This is a genomic window from Vibrio sp. QJM3NY_39 (assembly GCF_057785895.1).
In genome coordinates, this window is the sequence record NZ_CM173505.1 from 702,727 (window position 1) to 716,905 (window position 14,179).

Genomic DNA, 14,179 nt, shown 5'->3' on the forward strand with positions numbered 1-14,179 from the left:
CGACAATGAGTGCAAGGCAACGAAACTCTCATTTTACTTCCAGTAATGAGATCTTTACCGCTTGTAATTATTAGGCTTAATGCTAGTGTAAACATTTACATTTTACTTAATTTTAGTAAATAATTTAATGAGTGAAAATAAATCAATATAGGAAGTGAGAAATGGATACTGTCTCTTATGGTGACTTTGCTAAGTTAGAAATGCGTGTCGGTAAGATCATTGAGGTTGTGCGTCATGAAAACGCAGACAAGCTTTACATCGTGCAAGTGGATATCGGTGAGAAGACGCTACAAACAGTGACCAGCCTAGTCCCTTATTACACAGAAGAAGAGTTGATGGGTAAGCAGGTTGTTGTTTTGTGCAATCTAGCGAAGGCGAAGATGAGAGGCCACACTTCTGAGTGCATGTTGTTATGTGCTGAAACGGAAGATGAATCTGAAAGTGTATTGCTGACCCCGGAACGTGCGATGCCTGCAGGTATTCGTGTCGTTTAAGATCGTTTTAGGTTGGAGAGCGATCCAGCTCACCAACCTAGATTAACTGGCGATTTAGATTAATTAACGATGTAGATTAATAAACTGTGTACATCCATTAATAACGTACATCAACTAGCTTCGAACAGTCAGTATCAAGCCATCAATCACACTGTGGTGGTGATCTGAAACCCCAGCAAGATTACCGTATTTAGGCTGGTGGCGATCATTTTCTAATGGGTGATGCCAACCTTGTGTGTGTTGAACAAAGTGCGCCGCAAAGCTTTCAGACACTTCTAAACATCCTGCTAATACCGTATCGACATAGGTTTGAACGATAGGGCTGTTTTCGCAAGGTGCTTCAATCTCGTCTTTGATGTAAACCCAGATCGATTGATCCTGTTTAAACTCATTTTGGCTTTCTATCTGAGAGGCCTTTAATTCGATTCGGTGATAACCACGCTCACGGCGATCAAACTCAGTCAGCGCAATATCATCCACCTCAAGTAAAACTCCATTCACTTGTCCCTCACCGAGATTCACGACCAAAGGAGACAAAACATAGCTGTCATCGATCTTACTCCAGTGACGAACTAGGCCATGCACTATTGCAGGAATCGCTTGTCCTGTTTGACCTGTGAGTTGACGAGAAGAGGAGTTGATCAAGCTACCATAACCAAAAATATACATCGCGTTCCCTGTCTGTTCTTTTGTATTTGAGACTAGTCTTACTATATGTTTGGCTTCATCAAATGTCAGTAGTTTTTTATTTTACACACTCATGAGTCTAAATGACTTTTATGGGGTGTGTTTAATTGACACTTTTTTGAAGCCTAAAGACTCCTTGTTGATTGTTTTTATTGGCTTTATACCTTTGGCGCGTTTCATGCATTACGTTAGGTAATATTGCAGTGATGATTACTGCATCATGAATTTGACTATGAAATAGCAATTCCCAGAAGCCACTCTTGGCTTGTTATCTGAAGTGAGGAACGAGTTTGTTAAATATCACAGATAAAAGTGTAGAAGATGCGATTCCTGCATATCTTCGATTAGGTTTTAGACCTTTCTTCTTTTTAGGCAGTCTCTATGCTGTGATCGCGATTGTGGCTTGGGTCATCATGTTCCAAAACGGTCAGCCAGAAATGCTAAAAGTACCGGCGCTTTGGTGGCATGTGCATGAAATGCTGTTTGGCTTTGCCATGGCGATTGTGGTCGGCTTTGTTTTAACGGCGGTGCAAACGTGGACGGGTGTCAATGGAACCAAACACTATCGATTAGCCGTATTGGTTGGTTTGTGGTTAGCACCTCGTATTCTGTTTTGGACCCCCGCACCGTTATGGCTGATCTCATCGGTTGAGGCGTTGTTCTTAATCTTCGCCGCTTACGAGATTGGTTTCCGAGTCGTTAAATCGAAAGGCTGGAAGAATCTATTCTTTGTGCCGCTGTTTATATTGGCTATCGTGGCGAACTTTGCTAGTTACGCAACCATTAAGGGGATGCCTCCATTCCCGTCGTCTGCGGTATGGCAAGCGATGTTGTGGTGGTTTACCTTACTGCTATCAGTGATGGGTGGGCGAGTTATTCCATTCTTTACGGCGCGTCGTTTTGATTTTGAAAAAGCACAGCCACTCGTTTGGTTAGAATGGTTAGCGAATCTACCTTTGGTTGGCTTATTTGTATTGAGCTTCTTCCCATTGACCTTTGCTCAAGCCGGCAATGAGTTGATGGTATTTGCAGGTGTGACTCAGTTGGTGCGCTTTATCCGCTGGAAGCCTTGGACTACGTTATCTGAACCCTTGGTGTGGTCGCTGCATGCGGCTTACCTATGCATCCCTTTAAGCTTGCTGCTACGTGGTTTATTAGACAACCCGTTCGCGAGCCACAACATGTTGCACTTGTTTGCGATTGGCGGTTTGAGTGGGTTAATTCTTGCGATGATTACGCGCGTGACAATGGGGCACACGGGTCGTGCTATATATAAAGGGCCAAGTATGGCTTTAGCGTTCTCGGCTATTTTTGTCGCGGCTTTGGTTCGCAGCGTAGGTGTGACTTTCTTCCCTGCGTATTTATTTGAGATGGTGAACATCAGCGCGGGTTTATGGACGTTAGCATTCGGGTTGTTTATCTGGAAGTTCGGCATGATGCTTCTAACGCCAAGAGTGGATGGTCACCCAGGCTAAGCCTATTGATTTTCGAACCCATTTTGAAAGGGAAGCACTGAGCTTCCCTTTTTTGATCGCAGCAAAGCTCCATTCTCAAAGATCCATTCTCTTAGGGAGTATTTTCGGCAAGATATTGGCGCACTTGTGCAATGATATCTTCTTTGGCGTGAGGCGAGATGAAACTCGCTTCGACAGCATTAATACTGAATTGCGCTAATTCGTTTTTCGTCAGTGGATGAGCATTGGCGACGGCGAGGAAGTTATCATTCATATAGCCGCCGAAGTAAGCCGGATCATCGGAATTGATGGTGACGCACAACCCTTTTCTCAGCAACTCGACGATATTGTGTTCTTGCATGGTGTCGAAGACCTTTAGCTTGGTATTCGATAGCGGGCATACGGTCAGCGGTGTGCGTTTAGCGATTAGCTGTTCCATCAAGTCTTCATCTTCTACACAGCGAACGCCATGATCAATACGGGTGATGCCCAACAAGCTCAGCGCGTCACTAATATTTTGCGCAGGGCCTTCCTCTCCGGCGTGCGCGACGGTCAGGAACCCTTGGTTGATCGCCTCTTGGAATACATGCTTAAACTTCTCCGGCGGGTTTCCTTTTTCCGACGAATCCAGCCCGACGGCAATGATCTTATCTTTGTAGGGAAGGGCTTGTTGGAGTGTTTCAAAAGCGCTGTCTTCATCAAGATGGCGCAGAAAGCACATGATCAGCTGGCTGCTGATCCCTAGTTCTTGCTCGGCTTGATTCAAAGCTTGAGTAATCCCACTTATGATGACTTCAAAGGCAATGCCACGTTCGGTGTGGGTTTGAGGGTCAAAAAAGATCTCAGTATGAACCACATTATCTTGTTGGCACTTGAGTAGGTAAGCCCAAGTCAGGTCATAGAAATCCTGTTCATGAATCAGTACGTTAGCGCCTTGATAATAGATATCGAGAAAAGACTGAAGATTGTGGAATTGGTACGCGTCTCTTACTTGGTTTGGGTTATCAAAGGGAATCGACACGTTATTGCGCTTGGCCAGTTGGAACATCAGCTCAGGTTCTAGCGTGCCTTCAATATGTAAATGCAGCTCAACCTTGGGTAAATGTTTGATGAAGCTATCCATAGCAACTCCTTAGCTATTTTAATTATGGGCGGAGTAGGCGAGACAGTAGAGTCTGTAAACCTGAGCCTGCAGGTTATCTCTTTCATTTATCTCTGTTTGAGCATAGTTCATTTCATTGTTGTCGATAAAACTGCACAGAAGTTGATGGTGAATCGAGAGTTACGAACCCATTGAAATCCGGCGCAAACGATTTGCAGCATGGGAGTGTGATCCGCTGCAAATATTTGCAGCAATATTCATTGATTTGTGCTCTAATACCGCGCTTACCAAGGGATGGTGTTAAAAGATGCTCACTTAGATGGAGTTATCAAAGTGACCGATCCCTTAATGATCTCCCTTAGGAAAAAATAGAACATGTCTAAGAACAAAAAATTTGATATCCGCCTTACAGAAAAACGCAACGGTTGGTGTGCAGAGATTACTCGTCAAGTAACGTCTCGCAGCACAACAGTATCTAAGCGTGAGTCTGGTTTCGAAACTGAAGCTCTAGCACAAGAGTGGGCAGAGAAAGAGCTAGCATCTTTCATCGCAAACCAAGCTGAACGTAACGAGCGTAAATCAGAGCAGCGTAAAGAGCGTGACGAACTACGTCACACTAAAGAGCTTAAAGCTGAGCAAGCACGTGAAGCACGCGCAAAAGCTCGTGAAGAAGAGCAAGAAGACGCTGAGTAATCCAGTGCACAATTAATTTACAGGTCCCTTAATTTTAAGATAAGGGACAAGTAAAAAAAGCCCCGATATAGCTTTTCTCTTTCTAGTTAAAAGTTTATCGGGGCTTTTTCATTTGTGGCGTATTAGTCTGGATCACGTAACCACTCATGGCTGGTGGCTACGTATCTGATTCACTAATTACCCGAATTCGGTCCTTAGTTGTTTAGCGCTGTCAGCCAATCGTCTTCCGCGACTTCTTCAATGTAACTCTCTACAGACTGTCCCACTTCATCATCATCTTGCTTGAAGTAAGCAATGTGGAACACTGCGTCACCTTCGTTTACCAACGGTAGAGTTTGTTGACCAATCACGATACCGCCTTTAGTGGTGATTACTTGGCCTTCTTGGTGACCCAATGGAGAACTGATGTAAGCCAGGGTTTGTCCTGCTTCAACTTGTTCGCCAAGCCTTACCATATTACGCAAAATGCCGTCTGATTCAGCGCGGATCCAACTGGTCGATTTACTCAATACTGGCTCTGGTAACTTCTTACGGTTAGGGCGCAGCATGCCGATTTCTTTCATCACTTGATGTACGCCAAGGTAACCCGCACGAATCGCTAGGTGATCAAAACGCAGCGCTTCACCACCTTCGTAAGTTAATACAGGAATACCTAATTTTTCCGCTTCGCTGCGCAATGAACCATCACGCAGTGGAGAATCTATGATCACGGGTGTTGCGAACGCTTTTGCGATGCGCAGTGTTTCAGGGTTCGACAGGTTTGCACGGATCTGTGGCAAGTTAGTACGGTGAATCGCACCCGTGTGAAGATCCAAAATGTAATCACAGTGCTTCGCTACGTTCTCAAAGAAGGTGTGAGCGATGCGTGATGTCAGTGATCCTTTCTCACTTCCAGGGAAGCAACGGTTCAGGTCACGACGGTCTGGTAGGTAACGAGACTTATGGATAAAACCAAATACGTTAACGATAGGCACAACAAGTAGTGTTCCTTTCAGTTTTTTTGGATCTATCGCATTGGTCAGTTGTCGTGCAATCTCAACACCGTTTAGTTCATCTCCGTGGATCGCCGCGTTTACCATCAGTGTTGGGCCCGCTTGGCGACCATGAATAATTTCAATCGGGATTGAAAGTGGAGAATGCGTGTAAAGCTGAGCCGCTTGCAGTTCAATCTCCATTCTCTGTCCTGGCTGAACAGTATAACCAAGTAATTCGAATGGTTGATTAGGTTTTAGTCTTGCCATTTATGTTGTTCTCAACATGGTGATAATTCGTTAACACGGAATGTATCAATCGTTGATTTTTAGTACGAATCAATCGCTTTACGGTGACGACAAAACTTTTTTATGGAGGGGTTTCTTAATTGGTTTCTGTTTTTGATTTGGCTAGTTAGAAGGGGTTTAGAATTGTGAATTTCCTGACAATACATTGATTTAACGCTGATATTTATTGTTCGGTTGGTTGGTATTATCCATCGCCATTTTTTGGCGGCCAAATTCAAATATCGAGATCAAAATGAAAAAAACAATTTCAAAAGTTGTAGCACTAGCGGTGGTATCTGTTGCTCTATCTGGCTGTGTGGGTAGCAACGCAGTAACGGGTTACCTAATGAAGTTCAACATCAAGGCTGTTGACAACCGCTACGCTCGTGGTGGTTTGAACATACTACTTGCACCTGCGTACGGTCTAACGGTTGCTGCCGATTACCTAGTATTTAACTCACTAGAGTTCTGGACGGGTAGCAACCCACTAACAGGTGCTCCGCACATCTTTGATACTAAGACTGATACTTACCTTGATATCAACGATCAGCTTGATAAGTCACTGACTGAAGCGCCAGTAGGCCCGATCACGAGTGCCGATATGATTGAGAAAGGTCAAATGCAGCAGATCGACGAAAACACTATCCAAATGGACATCACTTACCAGTCTGGTGAGCGTGCGACGTTAATCGGTGTTCGTGATGGCAAGATGGTGACGTACTTCATCGACGGCGAAGTAGTGGCACAAACTTCAATTGATGAGCTAGAAAGCTACGCGGCTTCACGCGCTTAATTATTTAGTCACAAGTAGCAGTGACAAAGATTAGATACAAAAACAGGTACTCATTGAGTACCTGTTTTATTTTGTTCTTAATAAACGGTGTTTACTGAAAAGTGCTATTTATTGAAGAGCCCATTTATTGGAAAACACCATTTACTGAAAAACACATAGCTAATCGATTTATGCTTTTTCTGGGATCGCAGCAAGTAATGCAACCATTTGGTTCCAGAACAATTCAACAGTATCGATCTTCACTTTCTCATCGGGAGAGTGTGGGAACTTGATCGTTGGGCCGAAAGAAACCATATCCATGTTCGGATAAGGTTCTTTGAACAGACCACACTCAAGGCCAGCATGGATAACCATGATGTTTGGCTTGTGACCGTAGATGCCTTCGTACATGTCGCGGAAGATATGCATGATCTCTGAATCTGCGTCTGGTTTCCAACCTGGGTAAGCACCAGAGAACGCGATGTTAGCGCCTGCTAGTTCAGCAACAGAGTGAAGCATACTTTCTACTTGGCTACGACCAGAGTCGATAAGAGAACGGATCAAGCAAAGTACTGTGATTGAATCTTCTTCCGTTGTGATAACACCTACGTTTAGAGACGTTTCAACAACACCTTCAATCTCGTCACTCATACGAATCACGCCGTTTGGACATGCGTTAAGTGCCGCGATAAAGCGAGCTTGGTCTGCTGACGCTAGTGCGCCCATTTCTACAGAAGCTTCTTCATTGAAAGTCACGATGCTGTCTTCTACTTTACCTAGCTCTGTTGAAAGTAGCTCAGTGTAGTAGTTGTATAGTGAAGCCAGTTTTTCTTGGTTTGCCGCAGGAACAGCAACCGTTACGAAACCTTCACGAGGAATTGCGTTACGAAGGCTACCACCTTTGAATTCGACGATGCGAAGGTCTAGCTCTTTTGCGTGACCCGCTAGGAAGCGAGCAATCAGTTTGTTTGCGTTTGCACGACCGGTGTGGATGTCACAACCAGAGTGACCGCCTTTTAGGCCTTTTAGCGTTAGCTTGCGTGTTACGAAGTCAGCTGGAATCGCATTACGTGCAATTTCAAATGTCATTGCACCGTCGATACCGCCCGCACAACCCATGTACACTTCGCCTTCTTGCTCTGAGTCAGTATTAAGAAGGATATCGCCTTCTAACCAACCGGCTTCAAGACCGAACGCGCCAGTCATGCCTGCTTCTTCATCTACAGTGAGTAGAACTTCGATAGGGCCGTGTTGGATTTCGTTTGAAGCAAGAACCGCTAGGCAAGAAGCCATGCCCATGCCGTTATCAGCACCAAGCGTTGTGCCTTTTGCTGTAACCCATTCGCCATCGATGTATGGCTGGATTGGATCTTTTGTAAAGTCGTGATCAGTGTCTTCGTTCTTTTGTGGAACCATATCGATGTGAGCTTGTAGCACTACACCTTTTTTGTTTTCCATACCCGGCGTTGCTGGCTTTTTGATGAATACGTTGCCTGTTGGGTCGCGACGTACATCTAGGCCTTGCTCTGTTGCCCACGCAATAATGTATTGAGCAAGCTCCTCTTCATGTTTTGAAGGGTGCGGGATTGAACAAATTTTATCGAAAAACTGCCAAATAGGGGCAGGGGACAATTTACTGATCTCAGAATGGAATTCAGACACGGATGACTCCTTTTTTATTTGATAACCATATATTTAGGGTTTCTATAGGTAAAAACTTAGAATAAAAATCTAAAATATGGGTCTGTTTTGATGGCAACAGCATACCACTTGAGCGTTTTGACGAGTAGCGGTTATAAACCTCAAATACCTCAAATTTTGAAAGCGGTCTTGTCCATCTGATCATAATTAAGAGACTTGATGCTTATAAATGGCGTAAGCAAACGTTTGTTTAATTCTATTGTGTAATTTAATTACACAAATAAGTTTTTAAAATAACCAGAACTGACCAAAAGTGTGACGTATAGCAAAAAATACTTGTAATCTTTTTTCTTTAGAGTATATTAATAACCAACTTCTGAGATGAAGAGTAAATGCTCAAAGGATGAGTCCGTTTTATCGCCTCCAAGGAACCGAGAAATCAAATTCGTTTTTTATTGATTTATTAAGGTGATAGTTATGAAAGGTTTACCATCTGCAATGTTCTGGATTAACAGCTCTGTTTACACTAGCAACTTTGCATACCCTACAAGCTTTGGTTACTAATACCGTAAGCATGTAACTCGAACAGTTTTGTTCACCCCTATATATTGGAATTCTTTTACAGCCCTTTTGGTTGACAGATTCTACCGCCACTCAGTTTTGAGTGGCGTTTTTTTTGCCTGCTACTTTCCCAAACCGCTTTCGCTTGTCACTTTCTTTGCTGTTCTTAGTGGTTGTTTTTTAAACGCCAAAATATCAATTTGCGTCTTATTACTGATTCTGTTGAAAAATACACAACTCTTGTGGGTTTAAATTGAGAATATGATGGCTACATTCTCAATGGAAATAACCGATGGTTGAAAAAATAACCAAGTAATATTATCGCCTTTATTTTGATTAAACCATTGTTTTTAATCATTATTATTCTTGTTGCTTCTCGTTTTTAATCGCTTTGTTTCATACGGCATTCTGATAAATATCGATTAGAGCCTTAATTCTATCTGGAATTTGTTATTTGATAACTTTATAATCCACAGCCAATCGTTTACGCAACCGTTTACTTTTTACCCTTATAGGATTCGATAATGTTCGAAAAGCTATTCAAACTCAGTGAAAATGGCACCAATGTGCGCACTGAAATCATCGCAGGTCTAACAACCTTCCTAACAATGGCTTACATCATTTTTGTAAACCCAATGATTCTAGCTGATGCTGGTATGGACCATGGCGCTGTATTTGTAGCAACCTGTTTAGCGGCTGCTATTGGCTGTTTCATCATGGGCTTTGTTGCTAACTACCCAATTGCTCAAGCTCCAGGCATGGGTTTGAACGCATTCTTTACCTACGCTGTTGTAATGGGTATGGGTTATACATGGCAAGTTGCTCTGGCAGCGGTTTTCGTATCAGGCGTAATCTTCATCTTCTTAAGTATCTTTAAGATTCGTGAATGGATTATCAACTCGATCCCTATGTCTCTGCGTGTTGGTATCTCTGCTGGTATCGGCCTTTTCCTAGCGTTTATCGCGCTTAGCAATGCAGGCATCGTTGTTTCTAACCCAGCGACTAAAGTTTCACTGGGCGACATTACCGCGATTGCTCCTATTTTAGGCGCGCTTGGTTTCTTCATTACTATTGCTCTTGTTCACCGTGGTGTGAAAGGCGCAGTAATGATCGCGATTCTCGCTATCACAGCGATTGGTATTGCGATCGGTGACGTTCAATACGGCGGCATCATGTCGACACCACCGAGCCTTGCACCTACATTCATGCAGCTTGATTTCTCTGCTGTATTTGAAATCGGTATGATTTCAGTTGTATTCGCATTCTTGTTCGTCGATTTGTTCGATACAGCGGGTACTCTGGTTGGTGTTGCAACGAAAGCAAACCTAATCAAAGAAGACGGTAAACTACCGCGCTTGAACAAAGCACTGCTTGCTGACTCTACAGCAACATCTATTGGTGCATTGCTAGGTACATCAAACACAACTTCTTATGTTGAGAGTGTTGCGGGTGTTGCTGAAGGCGGTCGTACCGGTCTAACTGCTGTTGTTGTTGGTATCTTATTCCTACTGGCTCTTTTCTTCTCGCCACTTGCAGGTATGATTCCGGCTTACGCAACATCAGGTGCACTTTTCTATGTAGCAATTCTGATGATGTCTGGCCTAGTTGGCATTGATTGGCGTGATCTTACGGAAGCCGCACCAGTCGTGGTAACATGTCTGCTTATGCCGCTGACGTACTCTATCGCTGAGGGTATCTCACTAGGTTTCATCGCTTACGCTGCAATTAAGCTGCTAAGTGGTAAAGGTCGCGACGTTTCACCTGCTGTGTGGGTAATGTCCGTTATCTTTATTCTTAAATACATTTTCGCTTAATCGTCTAGATTTCTGCTTAATCGCTGAAGAGGCTATGTTTGAAATAGCCTCTAATAACATGACAAAATTATTAGGTTTTATACTATGAGCAACAAATTCATTATCACTTGGGACAACATGCAGACTTACTGCCGTCAACTTGCTGAAAAGCAAATGCCAGCAGAGCAGTGGAAAGGCATCTGGGCGGTAAGCCGTGGTGGTTTGGTTCCCGGTGCAATCTTGGCTCGTGAGCTAGGTATTCGTCACGTAGATACGATTTGTATTTCTAGCTACGACCACGATCACCAGCGTGATATGACTGTAGTTAAAGCACCTGAAGGTGATGGTGAAGGCTTCTTAATCGTTGAAGATCTTGTTGATAGTGGTGACACTGCACGCAAGCTTCGCGAAATGTACCCTAAAGCGAAACTGATTGCTGTTTGTGCAAAACCATCTGGCGCACACTTATTAGACGAGTACATCGTGGATATCGCTCAAGACACATGGATTGAGCAACCTTGGGATACTAGCTTAAGCTTCATTGAGCCAGTAAATCGCAAGTCAAAATAAGCGTAAACTTAGTTTTTTGAGAAATGACCCTTTATAGGGTCATTTTTTTTTATATGATTAGTAACAACCATTTCTTATTAAGTATCCCAATGTCTGAATCAGAAGAAACGAGCTCGAACCTTTCGGAAACCTTGTTTGTAAAGCACAAGCAGGCCAAAGAGACCTCAATGCTTACTCGCTACATGCCAAGTTCAGAAGAACTGTTGGATAAAAAGCGTGAAGAGCAGAACTCATCTTGGTATCGAAACCTAAGACGTCTTCAGTGGGTATGGCAAGGCGTTAACCCAATTGAGCAAGAAGCGGTATTGGCTCGCATTGCGTCATCAGACAATTCACGCACGACTGATGAGTGGCTAGACACCGTGATGGGTTACCGCAGCGGTAACTGGGCATACGAGTGGACCAAGCTAGGTATGCAGCATCAGAATCGTTCTAATGAAAAGAACGGCGAAGAAATGGCTGAAGAGTTATTTTCAGCATCGCTGTGTTTCAGCATTGCGGGCTACCCACACCTAAAGAACGATAACCTTGCTGCTCAGGCACAGGTATTAGCGAATGCGGCGTATTCTGAAGCGATCAAACACACCAAATTGATCGTCAAACAAATCGAAGTGCCGTATCAAAACAAAAAGATTAAGGCGAACTTACATCTAACCAAAACAGACAAACCACAACCTGTCGTGATCGTGAGTGCAGGTTTAGATAGTCTGCAAACTGACATGTGGCGTTTGTTTAGAGATTACCTAGCACCGAAAAACATTGCGATGCTAACGATTGATATGCCGTCGATAGGGCACAGTTCGCATTGGCCTTTGACGGAAGATTCTTCTTGCCTGCATCAAGCCGTGCTGAATGAACTGCCTAACATTCCATGGGTGGACCATCATAAAGTCGGTCTGTTTGGGTTCCGATTCGGTGGTAACGCGATGGTGAGGTTATCCTTCCTTGAGCAGCACAAACTCAAAGCCTGTATCTCTCTTGGCGCACCGATCCACGATATCTTTGTTCATGCGGACAAACTCAAGCAGATGCCCAAGATGCATTTGGATGTGTTGGCTTCTCGCCTTGGCAAAGGAGCAGTGGATATCAATAGCCTTTCTGGGCAACTGATGGCTTGGTCACTCAAGGTGCAAGGCTTGCTGGCTAACAGTAAAACCAGCGTTCCTATTTTGGCATTGGCTTTGGAAGGTGACCCTGTTTCACCGCATCTGGATAATCAACTGGTTGCTATTTACAGTGATTACGGCAAAGCGAAGAAAATCAAAACCAAATCAATTACACAGGGGTATGAGCAATCCCTCGAATTAGCGATAAAATGGCTTGAGGATGAATTATTTAGATGACATTTCTCCGAAATTAGTTAAGCATGAAAAGTGTACAAAGTAAGTACCTGATACTCAGAGAAAATTTATAAAATCCAACTGCGTGTTTTCTACGTATTGCAGTCTGAGTAACGTCATTCTTAACATTGAAATGGAGATTCAATATGTCAGAAGTGACACAACAACCTACGCATTATCGCTTGTTAAACGTTTTAAAGGCTATTGGGCCTTACTTGAGGGAACCGCAATCAGAAGATGGTCATTACATTTTTGATTGCTTGTCTGTGTGTGTGAACGATAAAAAGTCACCAGAAGAGCGTGAGTTCTGGGGCTGGTGGTTAGAGTTGGATAAGTCGGAAGAAGGATTCTCGGCGAAGTACAACACGGGTAAATACAACATTGATGGTAACTGGGATCCTTTGCCATTACCTAAAAAGGCGGTCGCTGAGGTGTCTCGAACTCAAGAAGCCTTTCACCAAAAGCTGGTTGACGAACTTCAAAAGAAATTTGAAATCGGCGTTCAGTTAGACGAAGAGTCTGTCGAATTCGTCTGATTTTGAAGGTTACTCTTCTCTATAAAGCAAAAAGGTGCGATTTCGCACCTTTTCTGCTTGTGAATTCCCCTGTTGATTGCTAAAACATCACCTCTTATTTGTTTTATTCATAAAAGACTTCATGACAACAAATCATCAAAGCGGGACAACAACACAGAGTAAAACTGTCGTTGTTAAACTGGGTACCAGTGTCTTAACTGGTGGAACATTGGCATTAGACCGTGCTCACATGGTTGAGCTGGTTCGTCAATGTGCTGAATTAAAAAAACAAGGCCACTCTGTGGTTATGGTTTCGTCTGGTGCAATTGCAGCCGGACGTGAGCACCTTGGTTACCCCGCACTTCCCAACTCGATGGCAAGCAAACAATTGCTTGCGGCAGTTGGGCAAAGTCAGTTGATTCAAGTTTGGGAGTCTTTGTTTGCTATCTATGGCCTTAAGATTGGCCAGATGCTACTGACTCGTGCTGATCTCGATGATCGCGAGCGTTTTCTGAATGCACGTGACACGATCAACGCGCTCGTTGAGCACGATATTATTCCGGTAGTAAACGAAAACGATGCAGTAGCCACCAATGAAATTAAAGTGGGTGACAACGATAACTTGTCGGCACTGGTTGGTATTTTATGCGGCGCTGATAAGCTTTTGCTATTAACCGACCAAAAAGGCCTGTTTACGGCAGACCCTCGTAAAGACCCAAATGCTGAGCTAATCAAAGAAGTAAAAACCATTGATGACACACTGCGTAAGATCGCAGGTGGCAGTGGTACTACGTTAGGTACCGGCGGCATGGCGACAAAACTGCAGGCGGCTGATATTGCTCGTCGTGCGGGTATCGAAGTGATTATTGCAGCAGGCAGTGCTGAAAATGTGGTGTTTGATTCATTGAGTGACAACCCACAAGGCACACGTTTCTTGCCTTTAGCTGAAGCGCTTGAAAACCGTAAACGTTGGATTCTAGCGGGCCCAGCTTCTGCTGGTGACATCGTAGTCGACGATGGAGCGGTGAACGCAGTTAATACTAAGGGCAGTAGCTTGTTGGCGAAAGGGGTTGTTCGAGTTAAAGGCGAATTCTCTCGTGGTGAAGTCACTCAAGTCACAGACAGTAAAGGCAAAGTGATTGCGCGTGGTATCGCCAGTTATTCAAGCCAAGACCTAGCAAAAATTGCAGGCAAGCACAGTAAAGATATTGGCAACATTCTTGGATACGATTATGGGTCAGAAGTCATTCATCGTGACGACCTAGTTGTGATTCAAGAGTAGTTCGTGATGATAAGGC

Annotated in this window: 14 protein-coding genes; 10 read left to right on the top strand and 4 right to left on the bottom strand. The window is 43.8% G+C overall.

Features of this window, described 5'->3' with window-relative positions; all coding sequences use genetic code 11:
* Positions 1 to 161 precede the first annotated feature (161 nt).
* On the top strand, positions 162 to 494 hold the full coding sequence (locus AC3CHU_RS03310; protein WP_004734420.1) for a tRNA-binding protein: 333 nt from the start codon (positions 162 to 164) through the stop codon (positions 492 to 494).
* 114 nt (positions 495 to 608) lie between these two features.
* On the opposite strand, the gene AC3CHU_RS03315 is transcribed toward AC3CHU_RS03310, so the two are convergent.
* Positions 609 to 1,163, bottom strand: a complete 555-nt coding sequence (locus tag AC3CHU_RS03315; RefSeq protein ID WP_488525071.1) for a gamma-glutamylcyclotransferase family protein — start codon at positions 1,161 to 1,163, stop codon at positions 609 to 611.
* A gap of 308 nt (positions 1,164 to 1,471) precedes the next feature.
* Here AC3CHU_RS03315 and AC3CHU_RS03320 point away from each other — a divergent pair, with 308 nt between their 5' ends.
* Positions 1,472 to 2,656: an NnrS family protein gene (locus AC3CHU_RS03320; RefSeq protein ID WP_054547560.1), complete on the top strand. Its 1,185-nt coding sequence runs from the start codon at positions 1,472 to 1,474 to the stop codon at positions 2,654 to 2,656.
* 91 nt (positions 2,657 to 2,747) lie between these two features.
* On the opposite strand, the gene AC3CHU_RS03325 is transcribed toward AC3CHU_RS03320, so the two are convergent.
* A complete protein-coding gene (locus AC3CHU_RS03325; RefSeq protein WP_054547561.1) occupies positions 2,748 to 3,758 on the bottom strand; it encodes an adenosine deaminase in 1,011 nt (336 codons plus the stop codon).
* A 354-nt stretch (positions 3,759 to 4,112) separates the two neighbouring features.
* Between AC3CHU_RS03325 and AC3CHU_RS03330 the strand changes: the two genes are divergently transcribed.
* The gene (locus tag AC3CHU_RS03330) at positions 4,113 to 4,430 is read left to right on the top strand and encodes a DUF3622 domain-containing protein (RefSeq protein ID WP_009847480.1); all 318 of its coding nucleotides are present in this window, start codon (positions 4,113 to 4,115) and stop codon (positions 4,428 to 4,430) included.
* A 194-nt stretch (positions 4,431 to 4,624) separates the two neighbouring features.
* Here AC3CHU_RS03330 and AC3CHU_RS03335 read toward each other — a convergent pair whose 3' ends face one another.
* Complete coding sequence (locus tag AC3CHU_RS03335; protein ID WP_004734415.1) at positions 4,625 to 5,671, bottom strand: succinylglutamate desuccinylase/aspartoacylase family protein; 1,047 nt, start codon at positions 5,669 to 5,671, stop codon at positions 4,625 to 4,627.
* A 271-nt stretch (positions 5,672 to 5,942) separates the two neighbouring features.
* Between AC3CHU_RS03335 and AC3CHU_RS03340 the strand changes: the two genes are divergently transcribed.
* Complete coding sequence (locus tag AC3CHU_RS03340) at positions 5,943 to 6,482, top strand: DUF3332 family protein (RefSeq protein ID WP_488525072.1); 540 nt, start codon at positions 5,943 to 5,945, stop codon at positions 6,480 to 6,482.
* A gap of 168 nt (positions 6,483 to 6,650) precedes the next feature.
* Here the strand turns inward: AC3CHU_RS03340 and AC3CHU_RS03345 are convergent, their stop codons facing one another.
* On the bottom strand, positions 6,651 to 8,123 hold the full coding sequence (locus AC3CHU_RS03345) for an aminoacyl-histidine dipeptidase (protein ID WP_017087469.1): 1,473 nt from the start codon (positions 8,121 to 8,123) through the stop codon (positions 6,651 to 6,653).
* 477 nt (positions 8,124 to 8,600) lie between these two features.
* Between AC3CHU_RS03345 and AC3CHU_RS03350 the strand changes: the two genes are divergently transcribed.
* From AC3CHU_RS03350 to proB, 6 genes are all read left to right on the top strand, one after another.
* Positions 8,601 to 8,666, top strand: a complete 66-nt coding sequence (locus AC3CHU_RS03350) for a hypothetical protein (protein ID WP_486679449.1) — start codon at positions 8,601 to 8,603, stop codon at positions 8,664 to 8,666.
* 521 nt (positions 8,667 to 9,187) lie between these two features.
* Positions 9,188 to 10,477 (top strand): NCS2 family permease, encoded by a 1,290-nt coding sequence (locus tag AC3CHU_RS03355; RefSeq protein ID WP_004734411.1) that lies wholly within the window; start codon positions 9,188 to 9,190, stop codon positions 10,475 to 10,477.
* 84 nt (positions 10,478 to 10,561) lie between these two features.
* Complete coding sequence (gpt, locus tag AC3CHU_RS03360; protein ID WP_017076234.1) at positions 10,562 to 11,026, top strand: xanthine phosphoribosyltransferase; 465 nt, start codon at positions 10,562 to 10,564, stop codon at positions 11,024 to 11,026.
* Between the two features lie 89 nt (positions 11,027 to 11,115).
* Entirely contained in the window at positions 11,116 to 12,369 is a 1,254-nt protein-coding gene (gene frsA, locus AC3CHU_RS03365; protein ID WP_026012376.1) for an esterase FrsA, read from the top strand.
* Positions 12,370 to 12,512: 143 nt separating this feature from the next.
* The gene (crl, locus tag AC3CHU_RS03370) at positions 12,513 to 12,902 is read left to right on the top strand and encodes a sigma factor-binding protein Crl (protein ID WP_004734391.1); all 390 of its coding nucleotides are present in this window, start codon (positions 12,513 to 12,515) and stop codon (positions 12,900 to 12,902) included.
* 76 nt (positions 12,903 to 12,978) lie between these two features.
* Entirely contained in the window at positions 12,979 to 14,163 is a 1,185-nt protein-coding gene (gene proB, locus AC3CHU_RS03375; protein ID WP_488525073.1) for a glutamate 5-kinase, read from the top strand.
* The last annotated feature ends 16 nt before the right edge of the window (positions 14,164 to 14,179 follow it).